Here is an 18,986-nt window from a genome sequence, read left to right as displayed (position 1 = left end):
AGAAAAAGAGAGAAACAGAACCGAACACACCCCCCCCCCCCCCCCCCCCCCCCCCCCCCCCCCCCCCCCCCCCCCCCCCCCCCGCCGTCGCGTTCCCCGGGCTACAGCGCGCCCGGCCGCACCAGGCCGCTCTCGTAGGCGTACACCGCCGCCTGCACCCGGTCGCGCAGCTGGAGCTTGGTCAGCACGTGGCCGACGTGGGTCTTCACGGTCGTCTCGCTGACGAACAGCTCGGCCGCGATCTCCGCGTTCGACAGCCCGCGCGCCACCAGCTTCAACACCTCCAACTCCCGCTCGGTCAGCGCGCTCAGCGCCTGCGGCGGGGCCTCCTCGCCCGAGGGCAGCTTGGTGGCGTACATGTCCAGCAGCCGGCGGGTGATGCTCGGCGCCAGCATCGCCGCGCCGTCCGCGACCACCCGGATCGCCTGCACCAGCTCCTCCGCCGGGACGTCCTTGAGCAGGAAGCCGCTGGCGCCCGCGCGCAGCGCCTCCACCACGTACTCGTCCAGGTCGAAGGTGGTCAGCACCAGCACCTTGGCCGGGCCGTCCCGACCCGGACCGGCGATCCGACGGGTCGCCTCGACGCCGTCCATCCGCGGCATCCGGATGTCCATCAGCACCACGTCGGGCTGCAGCGCCCGGACCTGGTCCAGCGCCTGCTGACCGTCACCGGCCTCGCCGACCACCACGAGGTCGGACTCGGCCTCCAGGATCATCCGGAAACCGGTGCGCAGCAGCGGCTGGTCGTCGACCAGCAGCACTCGGATCGTCACTAGGACTCCTTGCTCATCGGATCCCCCGTGGGATCGCTCTCATCCGACGTACGGGCCAGCGGCAGCGGGTACGGCGGCGGGGTGCCGCCGAACTCCGGGCAGCTGGCCTGGTGGTCGCACCAGTCGCAGAGCCGGTTGCGGGTCGCCGGGAAGTCCCCGGTGGCCACCGCCTGGGCGATCCGCTCCCACAGCGCCTGCAGCTTGCGCTCCACCGCGAGCAGGTCGGCCTCGTCCGGGTCGTAGCTGACCACGTCCCCGCCGCCGCCGAGGTAGACCAGCTGGAGCCGCTTGGGGATCACGCCCTTCCAGCGCCACACCACCAGTGCGTAGAACTTCATCTGGAACATCGCCTTGCCCTCGAAGTCCCGCGAGGGCGCCCGGCCGGTCTTGTAGTCCACCAGCCGGACCTCGCCGGTGGGGGCGACGTCCACCCGGTCGATGTAGCCGCGCAGCAGCAGCCCCGACTCCAGGGCCGTCTCCACGTACAGCTCGCGCTCCACGGGGTGCAGCCGGGTCGGGTCCTCCAGCCGGAACCACTGGCCGACCAGCTTCTCGGCGTCCGCCAGCCAGCGGGTCAGCGCCGCGCCGTCCGGGTCGTCCGGGAACAGCGAGCCCAGCTCCGGGCGCTCGCCCAGCAGCCGCTCCCACTGCGGACGCAGCAGGCCCAGCGCCCGCTCCGGCGTCCGCTCGGCCGCCGGGCTGTCGAACAGCCGCTCCAGCACCGCGTGCACCAGCGTGCCCCGGGTCGCCGCCGGGCTCGGCGGCTCGGGCAGCCGGTCGATCACCCGCAGCCGGTACAGCAGGGGACAGGTGAGGAAGTCCCCGGCACGGGACGGGGAGAGCCCGGTCGGGGGCGCCGCCGGGCGCGCCGGGGCCCCGGCGGCGCTGCTGGTGTCGGTCTGCTGCATGGCTACGACCCTATTGCCCTTTGCTGTCATCCCGCTGCCACCGGGCTGCCGCGGTGCCCCTTCCCGGCGGTCGGCCGGGCCCCGGTCCGGTCCGGGGCCGGTCCAGTGGGTATGAACCCTGGCAGAGGGGCGCGCGCCGCCGAGTGGCCGCGATCACGTAGCGTGGGCGCACCGGGGCACGACGGCGGACGACCGAAGGGATCACGGTGAGCGACACCAGGGGGCAGCAGACCTCCGACCAGCCACCGCAGGACGGCGGACGCCCGAAGGGGCGCCCGCCGGAGCACGGCGGCGGCCTCCTGATGGGGCGCCCCTTCGGCGTGCCCGTCTACGTCACCCCGTCCTGGTTCGTCATCGCCGCGCTGATCACCTGGGTGTTCGGCGGGCAGCTCGGCGACGTGCTGCCCGAACTCGGCAGCGGTGAGCGCTATCTGCTCGCGTTCTTCTTCGCGGTCGCCTTCTACGCCTCCGTCCTGGTGCACGAGCTCGCCCACACCCTGGTCGCGCTGCGCTACCGGCTCGGGGTGCGGCGGATCCAGCTGCAGTTCTTCGGCGGCGTCTCCGAGATCGAGAACGAGGCCGAGAGCCCCTGGCGCGAGTTCTGGCTGGCCTTCGTCGGCCCGCTGCTGTCGCTGGTGCTGGGCGGGGTCTTCTACCTGGCGCTGCGCGCCGTCGACCTGTCCAGCGTGCCCGGGGTGCTGCTGACCGGCCTGATGGTCTCCAACCTGGTGGTCGCCGCCTTCAACCTGCTGCCCGGCCTGCCGCTGGACGGCGGCCGGATGCTGCGCGCGGTGGTCTGGGCGATCACCGGCAGGGCGATGACCGGCACCGTGGCGGCCGCCTGGATCGGCCGCGGGCTGGCCGTCGCGGTGCTGTTCGGCCTGCCGCTGGTCAGCGCCTCCCGCGGCGCCGAGCGCACCACCACCGACACCCTGGTGGACGCGGTGCTGGCCGCCGTGCTGGCCGCGATCATCTGGAACGGTGCCACCGGGAGCCTGCGCAACGCCCGGCTCAAGGAGGCGCTGCCCGCCCTGCGGCTGCGCGACCTCGCCCGCCGCACCGTCGAGGTCACCGCCGACACCCCGCTCGGCGAGGCGATGCGCCGGGCCCGCGAGGCCGAGGCCGGCGCGGTCGTGGTGGTGGACGGCCGGGGCGAGCCGATCGCCATCGTCCGGGAGTCCGCGGTACGGGCCGTTCCGGAGCACCGCCGCCCCTGGGTGGTCGTCGGCCCGCTCGCCCGCGACCTCGAACCCGGGCTGCGGCTGGACGCCGACCTCGGCGGCGAGGACCTGCTGCGGGCCGTCCAGGCCACCCCGGCGGGGGAGTACCTGGTGGTCGAGGCGGACGGCCGGATCTACGGCGTGGCCGCGCTCAGCGACATCGAACAGCGCCTCACGGCGGCCGTCTCCGGCCGCTGAGCAGGACCTGGTGAGGCGGGACGCCCCGCTTCCCTTAGGATTGGCCGCATGTCCGAACCGACCGGTGCCGCCCGCCGACGCGGGCCCTTCCAGGTCGGGGACCAGGTCCAGCTGACCGACCCCAAGGGTCGCCACTACACGTTCACGCTCCAGGCCGGGAACCAGTTCCACACCCACAAGGGTGCGTTCCCGCACGACGAGCTGATCGGCGCTCCCGAAGGCACGGTCGTGCGCACCACGGGGAACGTCCCGTACCTCGCGCTGCGCCCCCTGCTCCCCGACTACGTCCTGTCCATGCCCCGCGGCGCCGCCGTGATCTATCCCAAGGACGCGGGGCAGATCCTGGCGATGGCCGACATCTTCGCCGGTGCCCGGGTGATCGAGGCGGGTGTCGGCTCGGGCGCGCTCAGCACGTACCTGCTGCGCGCCGTCGGCGAGCAGGGCATGCTGGCCTCCTACGAGCGCCGGCAGGACTTCGCGGACATCGCCCAGGGCAACGTGGAGCGCTACTTCGGCGGCCCGCACCCGGCGTGGAAGCTGACCGTCGGCGACCTCCAGGACAACCTGGTCGAGACCGACGTCGACCGTGTCATCCTCGACATGCTGGCCCCCTGGGAGTGCCTGGACGTCGCCTCCAAGGCGCTCGTCCCCGGCGGCCTGATCTGCTGCTACGTGGCCACCACGACGCAGATGTCCAAGACCGTCGAGGCGCTGCGCGACCACGGCACCTTCACCGAGCCGCAGGCCTGGGAGACCATGGTCCGCACCTGGCACCTGGAGGGCCTGGCCGTCCGCCCGGACCACCGGATGATCGGCCACACCGGCTTCCTGCTCACCGCCCGCCGCCTGGCGGACGGTGTCGAGCCGCCGCTGCGCCGCCGCCGCCCGGCCAAGGGCGCCTACGGCGAGGACTACGACAGCGGGGCGCCCGAGCCGTCCCTCCAGGAGCGCGCCGCGGCCCGCAGGGCGGCCCGCGACACCGACTCCGAGCAGCCCGACCTGGGCTGAGCCCGGCCCGAACACCAGGGGTGGTGCGAGCATCGCGCTCGCACCACCCCTTTCGTCTGCCGCTCACCCCGGTGTGGGACGATGCTCGCTCACACGCTCCTGGAGCTCTGGAGGGGACGCCTGGTGGAGACCGCGGTCGGGACGACGGCGACGGCCGGACAGCAGACACCGCAGGGCCGCACCCGGCCCGGTCACGCACGGACCGCACCCTGGCACTGGGCCCTCGCCCTGGCCGGCTGCGGCGCGGTGGTGGCCGCCGCACTCGCCGCCTCCCCGGCGACCGGCACCCCGCTGCCCGCCCGCGGCGGCACCCCCAAGGCGCTCGCGGCGAGCGCGGCCCCCGATCCAGCCAAGGCCCAACTGCCCATGGACTGCGGCCCGTTCCCGGTCAGGACGGTGCTCAGCGTGCCCGCCGACCTGGGCGACGGCAGCCCCGGTACGGTCGTCGCCGCGCAGTGCGGCACCGACACCGGCACCCCGCCGGAATCCGTCTACCTGCTCGGCTTCGGCCCGGACCGGCGCCCGGTGGTGGTCGCCACCCTGCTGACCGAGCGGGAGAACCTGACCCTGAGCCGGCTCGCGGTGCGCTCCGACGGCGCCATCACCGGCCGCGCGCAGGGGTATTCGAGCGACGAGGTGCCGCGCTTCCGCCCGGACCTCTCACTCGACCTCACCTGGACGCACCGGGGCGGCGGCTGGGAACGCTCCCAGACCGCCGCCCCGGTCAGTGCGACCTGAACCCTGCGCGCGGCCCGAACCGCTAGTCGGCGTCGGGCCCGTAGACCTCGACCCGGTCGGCGACCCGGCGCACGTGGATGCAGTCGCCGGGGCACTCCTTCGCCGAGTCCACCACGTCCTGAAGGAGCGTCAGCGGCACCGGGGCGGTCTCCCCGGGCTGCTGGCGCAGTTCGTCGTCCTCGCCCTTCACGTACGCGAGTCCGTCGATGTCCAGCTCGAAGACCTCCGGTGCGTACTGGACGCAGATGCCGTCGCCGGTGCACAGATCCTGGTCGATCCACACCTCCAGCTCCTCGGCCGCTGCCGCGGTCTGCTCGGTCACCGACATGGTCCCCTGCCGTTTCTGTCCCGGGTCGCCCCTATTCCTGGAGCAATCCCGCCATTCGTACAACGATCGGACCCACCACCGCGGTCGCGATCGGATATCACTTCGCCCGACGATACATCTGGCCCGCTTTGGGTGGTGCGCGGTGGGTATCCCCTTAGCAGAGGGGAAGCACGCTGGGGCGAAGATCGGACACGCCCGTTCCATCTTTCTTGATCTAGGGGTTTACGGACCCCTGGTCCCAGGTAGGGTCTGGAAGCGTCCAGCTCCCCGGAGGAGGTGAGGACCGTGGCAGCCCACGATGACGACTACAACCGCAGCACCGGCAGGCCCGCTCGTGGTTCCGACGAGGCCGCTCAGGTCTCGTACCTTGAGCAGGAAATCGCCGTACTGCGCCGCAAGCTCGCCGACTCGCCGCGCAATTCGAGAATCCTCGAAGAGCGGATCGTCGAGCTCCAGACCAACCTGGCCGGCGTGACCGCCCAGAACGAACGACTCGCCTCCACCCTGCGCGAGGCCCGCGACCAGATCGTGGCCCTCAAGGAGGAAGTGGACCGGCTGGCACAGCCCCCGGCCGGATTCGGCACCTTCCTCGAGGCGAACGAGGACGGTACCGCCGACATCTTCACCGGCGGTCGCAAGCTCCGCGTCAACGTCAGCCCGAACGTCGCCCTCGACGAACTGCGGCGCGGCCAGGAAGTGATGCTCAACGAGGCCCTCAACATCGTGGACGCGATGGCCTTCGAGCGCATCGGCGAGATCGTCACCCTCAAGGAGATCCTCGAGGACGGCGAGCGCGCCCTGGTCATCGGCCACACCGACGAGGAGCGGGTGGTGCGCCTCGCCGAACCGCTGCGGGACATCACCGTCCGGGCCGGCGACGCACTGCTGCTGGAGCCCCGCTCCGGCTACGTGTACGAGGTGGTGCCGAAGTCCGAGGTCGAGGAACTGGTCCTCGAGGAGGTCCCGGACATCGACTACCGCCAGATCGGCGGCCTGAGCAACCAGATCGAGCTGATCCGCGACGCGGTCGAGCTGCCGTACCTGCACGCCGACCTCTTCAAGGAGTACGAGCTGCGCCCGCCCAAGGGCGTGCTGCTCTACGGCCCGCCCGGCTGCGGCAAGACGCTGATCGCCAAGGCGGTCGCCAACTCGCTGGCCAAGAAGGTCGCCGAGGTCACCGGCCGCCCCCAGGGGAAGAGCTACTTCCTCAACATCAAGGGCCCGGAGCTGCTCAACAAGTACGTGGGCGAGACCGAGCGGCAGATCCGGCTGGTCTTCCAGCGGGCCCGGGAGAAGGCGAGCGAGGGCACGCCCGTCATCGTCTTCTTCGACGAGATGGAGTCCCTGTTCCGCACCCGCGGTTCCGGTGTCAGCTCGGACGTGGAGAACACCATCGTCCCGCAGCTGCTCGCCGAGATCGACGGCGTGGAGGGCCTGGAGAACGTCATCGTCATCGGCGCCTCGAACCGCGAGGACATGATCGACCCGGCGATCCTGCGGCCCGGCCGCCTGGACGTCAAGATCAAGATCGAGCGCCCGGACGCCGAGGCCGCGAAGGACATCTTCTCCAAGTACCTCAAGGACTCGCTGCCGTTCCACCCGGACGACCTCAAGGAGCACGAGGGCTCCGTGGGCGCCACGGTGGCGGCGATGATCCAGTCGGTCGTGGAGCGGATGTACTCGGAGACCGAGGAGAACCGCTTCCTGGAGGTCACCTACGCCAACGGTGACAAGGAGGTCCTGTACTTCAAGGACTTCAACTCCGGCGCCATGATCCAGAACATCGTCGACCGGGCGAAGAAGATGGCCATCAAGGACTTCCTCGACCACGGTCAGCGCGGTCTGCGCGTCTCCCACCTGCTCGCCGCCTGCGTGGACGAGTTCAAGGAGAACGAGGACCTGCCGAACACCACCAACCCGGACGACTGGGCCCGCATCTCCGGCAAGAAGGGCGAGCGGATCGTCTTCATCCGCACGCTGGTCACCGGCAAGCAGGGCGCCGAGTCCGGCCGCTCCATCGACACTGTCGCCAACACGGGGCAGTACCTGTAAGCACGCGGTTGTCCGGGCCGGCGACGGTCCCCGGAGCTGTACGCACCCCGTCCGGCTGTGGCGCCTCGCGGCCCCGCAGCCGGACGGCGCGTCTCGGGGCCCGCCGCACGGCACGGAAATAGGCTCGACCCACCGTCCGCGGGCAGATGTCCGGCGCCGGTGTTGTTCAGCGGTACGTCAGCGTGTTCCGCCCGCCGGGGGCGGGGCACCGGGCAAGGAGGGCCGCATGACCGTACGGCGCGTTATGGGCATCGAGACCGAGTACGGGATCTCCGTGCCCGGGCACCCCAACGCCAACGCCATGCTCACCTCGTCCCAGATCGTCAACGCGTACGCGGCGGCGATGCACCGGGCACGGCGGGCCCGCTGGGACTTCGAGGAGGAGAACCCGCTGCGCGACGCGCGGGGCTTCGACCTCGCGCGCGAGGTGGCGGACGCCAGCCAGCTGACCGACGAGGACATCGGCCTCGCCAACGTCATCCTGACCAACGGGGCCCGGTTCTACGTGGACCACGCACACCCCGAGTACAGCTCGCCCGAGGTGACCAACCCGCGCGACGCCGTGCTCTGGGACAAGGCCGGCGAGCGGATCATGGCGGCCGCCGCCCAGCGCGCGCTGGAACTGCCCAACGGGCAGAACATCCACCTGTACAAGAACAACACCGACAACAAGGGCGCCTCCTACGGCACCCACGAGAACTACCTGATGAAGCGGGCGACGCCGTTCGCCGACATCGTCCGCCACCTCACCCCGTTCTTCGTCTCCCGCCAGGTGGTCACCGGCGCCGGCCGGGTCGGCATCGGCCAGGACGGCTCGGCGAACGGCTTCCAGATCAGCCAGCGGGCGGACTACTTCGAGGTCGAGGTCGGCCTGGAGACCACCCTCAAGCGCCCGATCATCAACACCCGGGACGAACCGCACGCCGACGCCGAGAAGTACCGCCGGCTGCACGTGATCATCGGCGACGCCAACCTCTCCGAGATCTCCACCTACCTCAAGCTGGGCACCACCTCGCTGGTCCTGTCGATGATCGAGGACGCCTTCATCGCCTCCGACCTCGCGGTCGACCAGCCGGTGCGCACCCTGCACCGGGTCTCCCACGACCCGACGCTCAAGCACCTGATCACCCTGCGCAACGGGCGCAAGCTCACCGCCGTCCAACTCCAGCTGGAGTACTTCGAACTGGCCCGCAAGTACGTCGAGGACCGCTTCGGCACCGACGCCGACGAGCAGACCCTGGACGTGCTGGCCCGCTGGGAGGACGTCCTCGGGCGGCTGGAGCGCGACCCGATGTCGCTCTCCCGGCAGCTGGACTGGATCGCCAAGCGGGAGATCCTGGAGGGCTACCGCAGCCGGGACGCCCTGGAGTGGGACAGCCCCCGGCTGCACCTGGTGGACCTCCAGTACAGCGACGTGCGGCCCGAGAAGGGCCTCTACAACCGCCTGGTGGCCCGCGGCCGGTTCGAGCGGCTGCTGACCGAGGAGGAGGTCGAGCGGGCCGTCTCCAAGCCCCCGGAGGACACCCGGGCGTACTTCCGCGGCCGCTGCCTGGAGCAGTACGCGGAGCACGTCGCGGCGGCCTCCTGGGACTCGGTCATCTTCGACCTGCCGGGCCGGGACTCGTTGCAGCGGGTGCCCACCCTGGAGCCCCTGCGCGGCACCCGCAACCACGTCAAGGAGCTGCTGGACCGCTGCCGCACGGCGGAGGACCTGCTGCGCGTCCTCGCCGGCGGGTAACTTTTCGATCACCACGGGTGAACGTCCGCCGAATGGGAATCATCCGGGGTGGCAGCGGGCGTTGGACAGGGAGCACCATCGGCAAACCGGGAGCGGCAGTCGCACCTTGTGTATAGGGTCGGTGCCAACCGGCAACGACCGACCGACCAAACCGTGCCAGACGATTCGAGCGGGGTGAGGGAAATGGCGAGCAAGGACACCGGCGGCGGCCAGCAGCGGGCAAACCGCTCCTCCGAGGAGGTTGAGGAGCAGGTCGCGGAATCGCAGAATTCCGACGAGCTCAAGGAGCGCCAGGAAAAGTTGAGCGACGACGTCGACGCGGTGCTCGACGAAATCGACGAGGTCCTCGAGTCGAACGCCGAGGATTTCGTCCGGGGATTCGTGCAGAAGGGCGGGCAATAGCCCGTACCCGGGTAATCGGGAATTCACGGTCGCGACCGCCCGGGACGGTCGGGCGGCGCTGCCCGCCCGGCCGTCCCGGTTCCGGCCCCTCCACGCGTTGGACGGTGATCGTCGGCGGGTAGGGTGCGGGCAATGCGCGCTTCAAGCTACCTGGAAGGAATCGTGTGGAAGCCAACACTCGTGGCACCGGGCGTCTACCGGCTGCCTTCCTGACACCGGGGTCCTCCTCGTTCCTGGACTTCCTCGCAGAGCACAAGCCGGAGCTGCTGCCCGGCCACCGCGGGCTCCCCGAGGGCTCCGTGGTCGAGGCCCCGCACGGGACCACGATCGTGGCCGCGGTCTTCGACGGCGGCGTGGTGATCGCCGGTGACCGCCGCGCGACCATGGGCAACGTCATCGCCCAGCGTGACATCGAGAAGGTCTTCCCGGCGGACGAGTACAGCGCCGTCGGCATCGCCGGCACCGCCGGCCTCGCGGTCGAGATGGTCCGGCTGTTCCAGCTGGAACTGGAGCACTACGAGAAGATCGAGGGCGCGGTGCTCTCCCTGGAGGGCAAGGCCAACCGGCTCACCACCATGATCCGGGGCAACCTCGGCATGGCGATGCAGGGCCTCGCGGTGGTGCCGGTCTTCGCCGGCTACGACCTCGACCTCGGCCGCGGCCGGATCTTCAACTACGACGTCACCGGCGGGCGCTCCGAGGAGCACGGCTTCACCGCCACTGGCTCGGGCTCGGTCTTCGCCCGCGGCTCGCTCAAGAAGCTCTACCGCGACGGCCTGAACGCCGAGCAGGCCGCCACCCTGGTCGTCCAGGCGCTCTACGACGCGGCCGACGACGACTCCGCCACCGGCGGCCCGGACCTCGCCCGCAAGATCTTCCCGATCGTCTCGCTGATCACCGCGGACGGCTTCCGCCGGCTCGACAACGCGGAGGTCGCGGCGATCGCGGTCGCCATCACCGACGAGCGCCTGAACCGGCCGAACGGCCCGCAGGCCCCGCTGATCTAGCCATCACCTCACAGGAAAGGGACGACCGCCGGTGTCGACACCGTTCTACGTCTCGCCCCAGCAGGCCATGGCGGACCGCGCGGAGTACGCCCGCAAGGGCATCGCTCGCGGCCGCAGCGTGGTCGTGCTCACCTACGCCGACGGCATCGTCTTCGTCGCCGAGAACACCTCCCGGGCGCTCCACAAGGTCTCCGAGATCTACGACAAGATCGCCTTCGCGGCGGTCGGCCGCTACAACGAGTTCGAGAACCTGCGCATCGGCGGCGTCCGCTACGCCGACCTGCGCGGCTACTCCTACGACCGGGCCGACGTCACCGCCCGCGGCCTGGCCAACGTGTACGCCCAGACCCTGGGCACCATCTTCTCCTCGGTCGGCGAGAAGCCGTACGAGGTCGAGCTGATCGTCGCCGAGGTCGGCCGCACCGCCGACAACGACCAGATCTACCGGCTCACGCCGGACGGCTCGGTCGTCGACGAGAAGAACTACGTCGTGGTCGGCGGCAACGCCGACTCGATCGGCAACTACCTGGGCCAGCGCCACCGCGTCGGCATGAGCCTCACCGAGGCGGTGAAGGTCGCGGTCGACTCGCTCGCCCGCGACCCCAACGGGGGCAGCCCGCGCGCCCTCACCCCGGAACAACTGGAGGTCGCGGTCCTCGACCGCCAGCGGTTCCAGCAGCGCAAGTTCAAGCGGATCCTGGGCAACCAGCTGGGCCGGCTGCTCGACGGGGACCAGTCCGCGGAGTCGGACGACGACGAGAACCCGGCGGCGAGCGCGCCGGAGTAGCAGTGCCTGCGGAGTCCCGTACGGCGGCCGGACCGCCGGCGTACGGGACTCCGGTGCCCCTGCGGCGGCCCAGTCGTCGTGGAGGCGGTTTCGGACAGCTCCGACAGAGAATGGAGTGCTCATGGACCGCCGGATTTTCGGGCTGGAGAACGAGTACGGCGTGACCTGTACGTTCCGCGGGCAGCGTCGGCTGTCGCCGGACGAGGTCGCGCGGTACCTGTTCCGCCGGGTCGTCTCCTGGGGCCGCAGCAGCAACGTGTTCCTGCGCAACGGCGCCCGGCTCTACCTCGACGTCGGCTCCCACCCCGAGTACGCCACCCCCGAGTGCGACGACGTGACCGAGCTGGTGACGCACGACAAGGCGGGCGAGCGGATCCTCGAAGGACTCCTGGTGGACGCCGAACGGCGGCTGCACGAGGAGGGCATCGCGGGGGACGTCTACCTCTTCAAGAACAACACCGACTCGGCCGGCAACTCCTACGGCTGCCACGAGAACTACCTGGTGGCCCGGCACGGCGAGTTCTCCCGGCTGGCCGACGTGCTCATCCCCTTCCTGGTCACCCGCCAGCTGATCTGCGGCGCGGGCAAGGTGCTGCAGACCCCGCGCGGCGCGGTGTACTGCGTCAGCCAGCGGGCCGAGCACATCTGGGAGGGCGTCAGCTCCGCCACCACCCGCTCCCGCCCGATCATCAACACCAGGGACGAGCCGCACGCGGACGCCGAGCGCTACCGCCGGCTGCACGTCATCGTCGGCGACTCCAACATGTCGGAGACCACCACCCTGCTCAAGGTGGGCTCCACCGACCTGGTGCTGCGGCTGATCGAGGCCGGCGTGGTGATGCGCGACCTCACCCTGGAGAACCCGATCCGGGCGATCCGCGAGGTCAGCCACGACCTCACCGGCACCCACCAGGTGCGCCTCGCCAACGGCCGGGAGGCCAGCGCGCTGGACATCCAGGAGGAGTACTACACCAAGGCCCTGGAGTTCGCCGACCGCAAGGGCATCAACACCGGCACCATCGCCCAGGTGCTCGACCTGTGGGGCCGCACCCTGGAGGCGGTGCGCACCGAGCGCCTCGACACGGTGGCCACCGAGATCGACTGGATCATGAAGTACAAGCTCATCGAGCGCTACCGCGAGAAGCACGAGATGAGCATGTCCAACCCGCGGGTGGCCCAGATCGACCTCGCGTACCACGACATCCACCGCCGGCGCGGCCTGTTCTACCTGCTCCAGGGCAAGGGCCAGGCGAAGCGGGTGACCACCGACCTCAAGACCTTCGAGGCCAAGTCCGTCCCGCCGCAGACCACCCGGGCCCGGCTGCGCGGGGACTTCATCCGCCGGGCGCAGGAGCAGCGCCGGGACTTCACGGTGGACTGGGTGCACCTCAAGCTGAACGACCAGGCGCAGCGCACCGTGCTGTGCAAGGACCCGTTCCGTTCGGTGGACGAGCGGGTGGAGAAGCTGATCGCCGGCATGTGATCGGGCGCGTCCTGGCGTTGACCGGCCCCGGTGGTGTCTACCGGGGCCGGACGCATGCCGGGCATACGCTGTCCGTCGAGTCAGGAGAGCCGACTTCGACCGACAGTTAGGACCACCGTGCGCCGCACCGCCGGTTTGCTTCTCACCCTGCCGTTGCTGCTCGCGGCCGCCTGCGACAGCTCGCCCAAGGCGGCCGGACCGGCGACGCCGTCCACCGCGAGCGCGGCCCCGACGGTGCCGGCGCCGGTGAGCGAGGCCTCCCCGATGCCCACTCTTTCGGGTGGTGGTTTCGGCAGCAAGGCGACCATCACCATCCCCGAGGGACAGCAGCCCAGCGGCCAGTTCGTGGTGAACACGGTGACGGACGGTGAGCGGTCGACCGTCGGCAAGGGCGACTGGGTGACCGTCAACTACACGGCGAAGGACTGGACCACCGGCAAGGACCTGCCCAGCTCGTACGACGACAACGGCAAGCCCCAGCTCTACCAGGCCGGCAGCGGGCAGCTGGTGCCGGCGCTGGACCAGACCGTGATCGACAAGAAGGTGGGCACCCGGCTGCTGGTGGTGGCCCCGCCGGCGGCCGCCTTCGGTGAGCAGGGCTCCACCCAGCTGGGCGTCAACAAGGGTGACACCGTGGTCTTCGTGCTGGACATCGTGGAGGACCTGCCGCAGGACTCCACGCTGACCGGGAACATGACCCAGCCCGCCGCGACGCTGCCGCAGGTCAAGGACAACGGGAAGGCGCCGGTGGGGATCACCGTCCCGGCCGGGCAGGCCGCGCCCGCAGACCTCCAGCAGGCCGTGCTGATCAAGGGCGAGGGCAAGCAGGTCAAGACCGGGCAGACCCTGATCGTGCAGTACACCGGGGTGCTGTGGAGCAACGGGCAGCAGTTCGACGCCTCCTGGACCCACGGCGGGGCCCAGGCCGTGCAGATCGGCACCGGCAGCGTGATCGAGGGCTGGGACAAGGGGCTGGTGGGGCAGACCGTGGGCAGCCGGGTGCTGCTGGTGGTGCCGCCGGCGCTGGGGTACAAGGACCAGGCCCAGGGGTCGGTGCCGCCGAACTCCACGCTGGTCTTCGTGATCGACATTCTGGAAGCGGTCTAGCGGGCGCTCTAGGAAGTCGCTGGGAGGATTCCGTACGCTTGGGCGGACGCTCGTACAACGAAGCGTCCGTCCTCATCCTGAGCTGTCATACTGCCCTCGCACTGTGGCAGGCGCCGCCCGGCGCCGGGGTCCGGGGCGGACGGGTACGGCGGCAGGCCGGCGCTCACCACGCCGGGCGCAGACCTGGAAGACCTCGTGGCGAGATGGATGGGGAGTCATGACTGAGAAGACGCCGAGCCCGGGCGGGGCCGGCACCGCGGCGAACGACGGCTCTGCTGGTGACCCGGCCGCCTCCCGCCCGGGAGGGCAGGTCGCGGCGGACCGCGAGTCGATCGTCGTGCCCCCGGCGATCCTCGCGCAGCAGGCGGGCTGGGCGCAGCCCGGCGAGAAGCCGCGCGTGACCGGGCCCAAGTCGAACGACGACGACGCCCCGCAGATCTTCGCCAGCAGCGTGCGCAAGGCAGACGACACCTCGGAGGCGGGGTACGACGAGAACCCGCCCGGCGTCGGCAAGCTGGGCGTGATCCTCGGTACGGTGCTCGCCGTGCTGCTGGTCGGCAGCGGCATCACGCTGTACATGGTGAACAAGGACTCGTCGAAGGACACCGCCTCGGTCGCCCAGCCGGACGCGACGAAGTCCGCGCCGCCCACGCCGACCGCCGAGCCGGTGCCGCCGATCAAGGACAGCGCCAAGGTGCTGCCGACCGTCACCGGTGACTTCGGCAAGAAGGCCGAGATCCAGGTGCCGGGCGAGGCCTCCGACGGCTCCTTCGTGGTGAAGGTGCTCTCCGAGGGCAACGGCCCCAAGGTGGACAAGAACTCCTGGACCTCGGTGGACTACACCGCCAAGGACTGGACCACCGGCAAGGACATCCCGAGCTCGTACGACGACAAGGGCAAGCCGCAGATCTTCCAGGCCGGCACCGACGCGCTGATCCCCGCGCTGGACCAGGCCGTGATGGGGAAGAAGGCCGGCAGCCGACTGCTGGTGGTGGCCCCGCCGGCGGCCGGCTTCGGTTCGCAGGGCAAGCCGGACATGTCGATCGGCCCGAAGGACAACCTGATCTTCGTGATCGACATCCGCAACGCCAACGCGCCCGACGCGGTGGTCAGCGGCACCGTCACCCCGCCGCCCGCGGACTTCCCGCAGGTCAAGGACAACGGCAAGAAGCCGGCCGACATCACCCCGGTCGCCGGGGCCAAGGACCCGACCGAGCTCAAGACCCACGTCCTGATCAAGGGCACCGGGCCGGTGGTGGAGAAGGGCGAGAAGGTCGTCGTCCAGTACACCGGCGCGCTGGCCAAGGACGGCAAGGTCTTCGACTCCTCGCTCAGCAAGGGCCAGGCGTTCTCCTTCGCGGTCGGCGGCGGCCAGGTCATCCAGGGCTGGGACCAGGGGCTGACGGGCCAGACCGTCGGCAGCCGGGTCGAGCTGGTGATCCCGGCCTCGCTGGGCTACGGCGACAAGGGGCAGGGCGACATTCCGCCCGGCGCGACCCTGGTCTTCGTGGTGGACATCCTGGATGCCGGTCAGGGCTGATCGACTTTTCGGGGACAATGGTGCGCGTGTGACCTTCGGGTCCGGCCGCGTGGCCGGGTCCCGGCGGGCGGCGGGCGCCCGTAGCGTGGTCCGGACGGGCCGCGGTACGGGTGTCCGCCGCTTGGTCGTGCAGGGAATCTGGGAACGTGAGAAGAGGGACCATGGCTGTGAACCTGAACGAGAAGCCCGAGATCGACTTCCCGATCGGCGACGCGCCGACCGAGCTGCAGATCCGCGACATCGTCGTCGGTGACGGCGAGGAGGCCAAGTCGGGCCAGAATGTCACCGTCCGCTACGTCGGCGTGACCTTCGAGACCGGCGAGGAGTTCGACGCGAGCTGGAACCGGAGCCCCAACGAGTTCCGCTTCCCGCTGGGCGGCGGCCGGGTCATCAAGGGCTGGGACCAGGGCGTCAAGGGCATGAAGGTCGGCGGCCGTCGCGAGCTGACCATTCCGTCGCACCTGGCGTACGGCGCCCAGTCGCCGTCGCCGCTCATCCCGCCGCACTCGACCCTGATCTTCGTGGTCGACCTGCTGGCCGTCTGAGCCTGCCGTGACCTCGGGCCGGACCCCTTCGGGGGCCCGGCCCGAGGCCGTTTCCGGGCCCGGACGGCGGCTCCCGGGGACCGGCCGCGGGACGCGGCTTTTGCACTGCGTACCGCTACCGGTACGGTCGGTCCCGCCGGGTGGGGATCGCCCGGTTGGCGCACCCCGCGCGCGGCGCGGCACACCGGAAGGGTCAGCGATGGCGATCGCCAAGGCAGAGCGGCTGATGAATCTCGCCCTGTGCCTGATGAACACCAGACGTCCGCTCTCCAAGAAGGAGCTGCGGGAATCCATCGAGGCCTACCGCGAAGCCTGGCAGAACAGCAGCGAGGACGCCTTCAACCGGATGTTCGAGCGGGACAAGGACGACCTGCGCGAGCTCGGCCTGGTGATCGACGTCGACGAGAGCGCGCTGGACGGCGAGCTGGGCTACCTCGCCCGCGCCGACCGCAACCGGCTGCCGGAGATCGCGCTGGACGCCGAGGAGGCCGCCGCGCTGACCCTGGCCGCCCGGGTCTGGCAGCAGGCCAAGATGTCCGGCGCGGCCAGCGGCGCGTTGCAGAAGCTGCGCGCGGCCGGGGTGCCGTTCACCGAGGCCGAGGGCCGGACCGCCCTGGAGCCGCGCATCCCCGCCCGGGAGGCCGCGTTCGAGCCGCTGCTCACCGCCGCCCGGGACCGCCGTCCGGTCACCTTCGAGTACCGCAAGGCCGGTGCCGCGGCCGTCGAGCAGCGCAGCGTCGAGCCCTGGGCGCTGGAGTGCTGGCGCGGGCACTGGTACCTGGCCGGGTACGACCGGGACCGCGGCGATGCCCGGGTGTTCCGGCTCAGCCGGATCACCGGCAGGGTGAAGGCCAAGAGCGGGGCCTTCCTGGGCACCGTGCCCGAGCACGTGGACGTCCGGGCCACCGTGGCCAAGTTCGCCGGCGAGGGGGCCACCGCCACCGCGACCGTCCGGGTCCGCCGGGGCGCGGGCTTCCCGCTGCGCACCAAGGCGCTCGGCAGCACCCGGGTCGACGAGGTCTGGGACGAGCTGGAGATCCCGTACGGCAACGGGCTGGGCGCCGACCTCGCGGAGTTCGGGCCCGACGTGCTGGTGCTCGGCCCGGAGGAGCTGCGGGCGGATGTCATCGACCGGCTGCGGGCGGTCGCGGGGCTGGACACGGAGGACGTTCGGGCATGAGCAATGCGATCGACCAGACGCGACGGATGCTGTCGCTGGTCACCTACCTGCGCGAGCGGCCCGGGGCCGAGGTCGCCGAGGTGGCGCGCGCGTTCGGGATCAGCGAGCGCGAGCTGATCGCGGACCTCAACGTGCTGCCGATGTGCGGCACCAGCTTCCGCGGCGGCGACCTGCTCGACATCGACACCGACGGCGAGCGGATCTGGTGGCACAACGTCGACGACGTGGCCCAGCCGCTGCGGCTGGCCGCCGACGAGGCCACCGCGCTGCTGGTGGCCGCCCGGGCGGTGGCCGGGCTGCCCGGTCTGCGGGCCGGGGACCGGGAGGCCCTCACCCGGGCCGTCGCCAAGATCGAGAACGCCGCGGGGGAGAGCGCCGAGGGCAGTGCCCGGGTCGGTGTGACCTTCGAGGCCGAGAGCCACGTCTTCGCCGACATCGACCGCGCGCTCAGCGAGGGCCGCCGGCTCTGGCTGCGCTACTACTCGCACGGGCGCGGCGGGATGACCGAGCGCGAGGTCGACCCGATCCGGCTGCTCACCGAGGGCCACACCTACCTGGAAGCCTGGTGCCGCACCTCGGAGGACCACCGGATGTTCCGGCTGGACCGGGTCGCCGAGATCCGCGTCCTGGACGTCCCGGCCGACCCGCCCCGGCGCGAGCCGCGTGACCTCAGCGGCGGGCTGGTCAACCCGGCCGCCGACGACCCGGAGGTGGTGGTCGAGGTCTCCTCCGGCGGCCGCTGGGTCGCCGAGTACTACACCCACGACCGGGCCGAGGAACTGCCCGACGGCGGGCTGCGGATCACCCTGCGCAGCGCCGACCCCTCCCAGCTGCGCCCGCTGGCGCTGCGGCTGGGCCGGGACGGCCGGATCGTCTCGCCGCCCGAACTGGCCGAGCAGGCGCGCTCGGCCGCGCGGGAGGCGCTGGCCGCCTACGGGGAGGGGCGGAACTGAGCGGTGGAGCCCGGGACGAGATTCAAGGTGTACTGCTCGCAGTGCCGGGAGAAGGTCGAGCTCCCGGCCGAGGAGTTCCGGCTGACCCTCGGCCGGACTCCCGCGCAGGCGCACTACAGCTTCGGCTGCCCGCTCTGCGGGGCGGCGGTGCGCAAGCCTGCCGGGGAGAAGATCGTCGAGGCGCTCACCGCGGCGGGGGTGCGCACCATGCGGCTCGTCCCGGTGGAGGGGTGACCCCCGTATAGGGTGGGGCGCATGTCCTGGATGCTCGTCGCCGCCGTCCTGCTCGCCACCGCGGGCCTGCTGGTCCTCGGGGTCCTCGCGATCCGGCTCTGGCTGGACGTGCGGGCGCTGGCCAAGGGTGTGGACGCGGCGTCCCGGGCGCTGGCCGAGGCGGCGGGGGAGCTGGCCGAGGCCGTTCCGGCCCGCTAGCGCGGTCGGGGCATCGGCGGTACGGGGGCTGCTGTCCGGAGGTGAGGGCGGGTTACGCTCTCCAGTGGCTCCAGTCCTGCCGGTCGGGGCCGCTGTCCTGTTCGGGCGGCCGTCGTCGGGGCGTCATCCGCAGCGGTTACCATCCGCGGCGGGCGGTCTGTCGGGCCGCGGATGCTGAAGGTGGTCGGCGCATGCGCTTCTCGATGACCGCGATCGTGCTGGTCGTGGTGGTTGCCGTCGTGCTGTTCGGGGCCAAGCGGCTGCCCGACCTGGCGCGCTCGCTGGGGCAGTCGCTGCGGATCCTCAGGAGCGAGGCCAGGGCGATGCGCTCGGAGGACGAGCCGGCGGGGAGCGCACCGGCCGTCCGGCCGTCCGCCCCGCCGCAGGTCTCGGCGCGGCCGGAGGCCCGGAGCGTCGAGTCGGCGCCCGGCGACGGGCCGGGTGCGCCCGGCGGCGAGCGCCCGCACTGAGCGCGGCGCGCGTGACGTACGCGAGGGACGCGGCACGGGTGCCGCGAGCGACCACGGAGGCCCGTCGACCGGCGGGCCTCGACGCACGAGTTGAGGACCGGGGTTGAGCAAGCTCTC

At 71.4% G+C, this 18,986-nt stretch carries 20 protein-coding genes; 17 read left to right on the top strand and 3 right to left on the bottom strand.

The annotated features are described in order from the left end of the window. Positions 1-101 precede the first annotated feature (101 nt). Positions 102-773: a response regulator gene (locus ACZ4W5_RS20340; protein WP_063346919.1), complete on the bottom strand. Its 672-nt coding sequence runs from the start codon at positions 771-773 to the stop codon at positions 102-104. After that, the gene (locus ACZ4W5_RS20335) at positions 773-1,681 is read right to left on the bottom strand and encodes a RecB family exonuclease (protein ID WP_360230332.1); all 909 of its coding nucleotides are present in this window, start codon (positions 1,679-1,681) and stop codon (positions 773-775) included. Before ACZ4W5_RS20335 ends, ACZ4W5_RS20340 begins: the two co-directional genes overlap by 1 nt. A 206-nt stretch (positions 1,682-1,887) precedes the next feature. On the opposite strand from ACZ4W5_RS20335, the gene ACZ4W5_RS20330 reads away from it, so the two are divergent. The 3 genes from ACZ4W5_RS20330 (at position 1,888) to ACZ4W5_RS20320 (ending at position 4,845) form a co-directional block, all read left to right on the top strand. Further along, on the top strand, positions 1,888-3,099 hold the full coding sequence (locus tag ACZ4W5_RS20330; protein ID WP_360230330.1) for a site-2 protease family protein: 1,212 nt from the start codon (positions 1,888-1,890) through the stop codon (positions 3,097-3,099). 48 nt (positions 3,100-3,147) lie between these two features. Next, entirely contained in the window at positions 3,148-4,107 is a 960-nt protein-coding gene (locus ACZ4W5_RS20325) for a tRNA (adenine-N1)-methyltransferase (protein ID WP_360230328.1), read from the top strand. Positions 4,108-4,188: 81 nt separating this feature from the next. Next, positions 4,189-4,845 (top strand): hypothetical protein, encoded by a 657-nt coding sequence (locus ACZ4W5_RS20320; RefSeq protein WP_360230326.1) that lies wholly within the window; start codon positions 4,189-4,191, stop codon positions 4,843-4,845. A 22-nt stretch (positions 4,846-4,867) separates the two neighbouring features. On the opposite strand, the gene ACZ4W5_RS20315 is transcribed toward ACZ4W5_RS20320, so the two are convergent. After that, a complete protein-coding gene (locus ACZ4W5_RS20315; RefSeq protein ID WP_360230324.1) occupies positions 4,868-5,173 on the bottom strand; it encodes a ferredoxin in 306 nt (101 codons plus the stop codon). Positions 5,174-5,458: 285 nt separating this feature from the next. Here ACZ4W5_RS20315 and arc point away from each other — a divergent pair, with 285 nt between their 5' ends. The 14 genes from arc (at position 5,459) to tatA (ending at position 18,869) form a co-directional block, all read left to right on the top strand. Next, positions 5,459-7,225: a proteasome ATPase gene (gene arc / locus ACZ4W5_RS20310; protein WP_360230322.1), complete on the top strand. Its 1,767-nt coding sequence runs from the start codon at positions 5,459-5,461 to the stop codon at positions 7,223-7,225. 226 nt (positions 7,226-7,451) lie between these two features. Further along, positions 7,452-8,963: a depupylase/deamidase Dop gene (gene dop / locus ACZ4W5_RS20305; protein ID WP_360230320.1), complete on the top strand. Its 1,512-nt coding sequence runs from the start codon at positions 7,452-7,454 to the stop codon at positions 8,961-8,963. 183 nt (positions 8,964-9,146) lie between these two features. After that, positions 9,147-9,365, top strand: coding sequence for a ubiquitin-like protein Pup (locus ACZ4W5_RS20300; protein ID WP_360230318.1), 219 nt, complete (start codon positions 9,147-9,149; stop codon positions 9,363-9,365). Positions 9,366-9,529: 164 nt separating this feature from the next. Continuing rightward, positions 9,530-10,372 (top strand): proteasome subunit beta, encoded by an 843-nt coding sequence (gene prcB, locus ACZ4W5_RS20295; protein ID WP_360230316.1) that lies wholly within the window; start codon positions 9,530-9,532, stop codon positions 10,370-10,372. A 31-nt stretch (positions 10,373-10,403) separates the two neighbouring features. Next, complete coding sequence (gene prcA / locus ACZ4W5_RS20290; RefSeq protein ID WP_360230314.1) at positions 10,404-11,159, top strand: proteasome subunit alpha; 756 nt, start codon at positions 10,404-10,406, stop codon at positions 11,157-11,159. Positions 11,160-11,280: 121 nt separating this feature from the next. Next, positions 11,281-12,642: a Pup--protein ligase gene (gene pafA, locus ACZ4W5_RS20285; protein ID WP_360230312.1), complete on the top strand. Its 1,362-nt coding sequence runs from the start codon at positions 11,281-11,283 to the stop codon at positions 12,640-12,642. Between the two features lie 117 nt (positions 12,643-12,759). Beyond that, the gene (locus ACZ4W5_RS20280; RefSeq protein WP_360230310.1) at positions 12,760-13,749 is read left to right on the top strand and encodes an FKBP-type peptidyl-prolyl cis-trans isomerase; all 990 of its coding nucleotides are present in this window, start codon (positions 12,760-12,762) and stop codon (positions 13,747-13,749) included. Positions 13,750-13,966: 217 nt separating this feature from the next. After that, positions 13,967-15,289 (top strand): FKBP-type peptidyl-prolyl cis-trans isomerase, encoded by a 1,323-nt coding sequence (locus tag ACZ4W5_RS20275; protein ID WP_360230308.1) that lies wholly within the window; start codon positions 13,967-13,969, stop codon positions 15,287-15,289. A 161-nt stretch (positions 15,290-15,450) separates the two neighbouring features. After that, complete coding sequence (locus ACZ4W5_RS20270; RefSeq protein ID WP_360230306.1) at positions 15,451-15,834, top strand: FKBP-type peptidyl-prolyl cis-trans isomerase; 384 nt, start codon at positions 15,451-15,453, stop codon at positions 15,832-15,834. Between the two features lie 199 nt (positions 15,835-16,033). Next, positions 16,034-17,014 carry a helix-turn-helix transcriptional regulator gene (locus ACZ4W5_RS20265; protein WP_360230304.1) on the top strand — a complete coding sequence of 327 codons (981 nt, stop codon included), beginning with the start codon at positions 16,034-16,036 and terminating at the stop codon, positions 17,012-17,014. Beyond that, positions 17,011-17,967 carry a helix-turn-helix transcriptional regulator gene (locus ACZ4W5_RS20260; protein WP_360230302.1) on the top strand — a complete coding sequence of 319 codons (957 nt, stop codon included), beginning with the start codon at positions 17,011-17,013 and terminating at the stop codon, positions 17,965-17,967. Before ACZ4W5_RS20265 ends, ACZ4W5_RS20260 begins: the two co-directional genes overlap by 4 nt. A 3-nt stretch (positions 17,968-17,970) precedes the next feature. Beyond that, on the top strand, positions 17,971-18,201 hold the full coding sequence (locus tag ACZ4W5_RS20255; RefSeq protein WP_360230300.1) for a hypothetical protein: 231 nt from the start codon (positions 17,971-17,973) through the stop codon (positions 18,199-18,201). 21 nt (positions 18,202-18,222) lie between these two features. Next, positions 18,223-18,399 (top strand): hypothetical protein, encoded by a 177-nt coding sequence (locus tag ACZ4W5_RS20250; RefSeq protein ID WP_360230298.1) that lies wholly within the window; start codon positions 18,223-18,225, stop codon positions 18,397-18,399. Between the two features lie 191 nt (positions 18,400-18,590). Further along, entirely contained in the window at positions 18,591-18,869 is a 279-nt protein-coding gene (tatA, locus tag ACZ4W5_RS20245) for a Sec-independent protein translocase subunit TatA (RefSeq protein ID WP_465655935.1), read from the top strand. Positions 18,870-18,986: the final 117 nt, after the last annotated feature.

The sequence above is a fragment of the Kitasatospora sp. NPDC029367 genome (assembly GCF_055569135.1).
Note: the sequence above shows the minus strand (reverse complement) of the source record. Positions and strands in the feature narration are given on the sequence as shown.

Bases quoted from the DNA above. Each gene is read 5' to 3' on its own strand.
- ACZ4W5_RS20265 (WP_360230304.1), top strand. From the start codon at position 16,034: ATGGCGATCGCCAAGGCAGAGCGGCTGATGAATCTCGCCCTGTGCCTG.
- ACZ4W5_RS20315 (WP_360230324.1), bottom strand. From the start codon at position 5,173: ATGTCGGTGACCGAGCAGACCGCGGCAGCGGCCGAGGAGCTGGAGGTG.
- ACZ4W5_RS20320 (WP_360230326.1), top strand. From the start codon at position 4,189: ATGCTCGCTCACACGCTCCTGGAGCTCTGGAGGGGACGCCTGGTGGAG.
- ACZ4W5_RS20335 (WP_360230332.1), bottom strand. From the start codon at position 1,681: ATGCAGCAGACCGACACCAGCAGCGCCGCCGGGGCCCCGGCGCGCCCG.
- tatA (WP_465655935.1), top strand. From the start codon at position 18,591: ATGCGCTTCTCGATGACCGCGATCGTGCTGGTCGTGGTGGTTGCCGTC.
- ACZ4W5_RS20250 (WP_360230298.1), top strand. From the start codon at position 18,223: ATGTCCTGGATGCTCGTCGCCGCCGTCCTGCTCGCCACCGCGGGCCTG.
- ACZ4W5_RS20325 (WP_360230328.1), top strand. From the start codon at position 3,148: ATGTCCGAACCGACCGGTGCCGCCCGCCGACGCGGGCCCTTCCAGGTC.
- dop (WP_360230320.1), top strand. From the start codon at position 7,452: ATGACCGTACGGCGCGTTATGGGCATCGAGACCGAGTACGGGATCTCC.
- ACZ4W5_RS20275 (WP_360230308.1), top strand. From the start codon at position 13,967: ATGACTGAGAAGACGCCGAGCCCGGGCGGGGCCGGCACCGCGGCGAAC.
- ACZ4W5_RS20300 (WP_360230318.1), top strand. From the start codon at position 9,147: ATGGCGAGCAAGGACACCGGCGGCGGCCAGCAGCGGGCAAACCGCTCC.
- pafA (WP_360230312.1), top strand. From the start codon at position 11,281: ATGGACCGCCGGATTTTCGGGCTGGAGAACGAGTACGGCGTGACCTGT.
- ACZ4W5_RS20270 (WP_360230306.1), top strand. From the start codon at position 15,451: ATGGCTGTGAACCTGAACGAGAAGCCCGAGATCGACTTCCCGATCGGC.
- ACZ4W5_RS20260 (WP_360230302.1), top strand. From the start codon at position 17,011: ATGAGCAATGCGATCGACCAGACGCGACGGATGCTGTCGCTGGTCACC.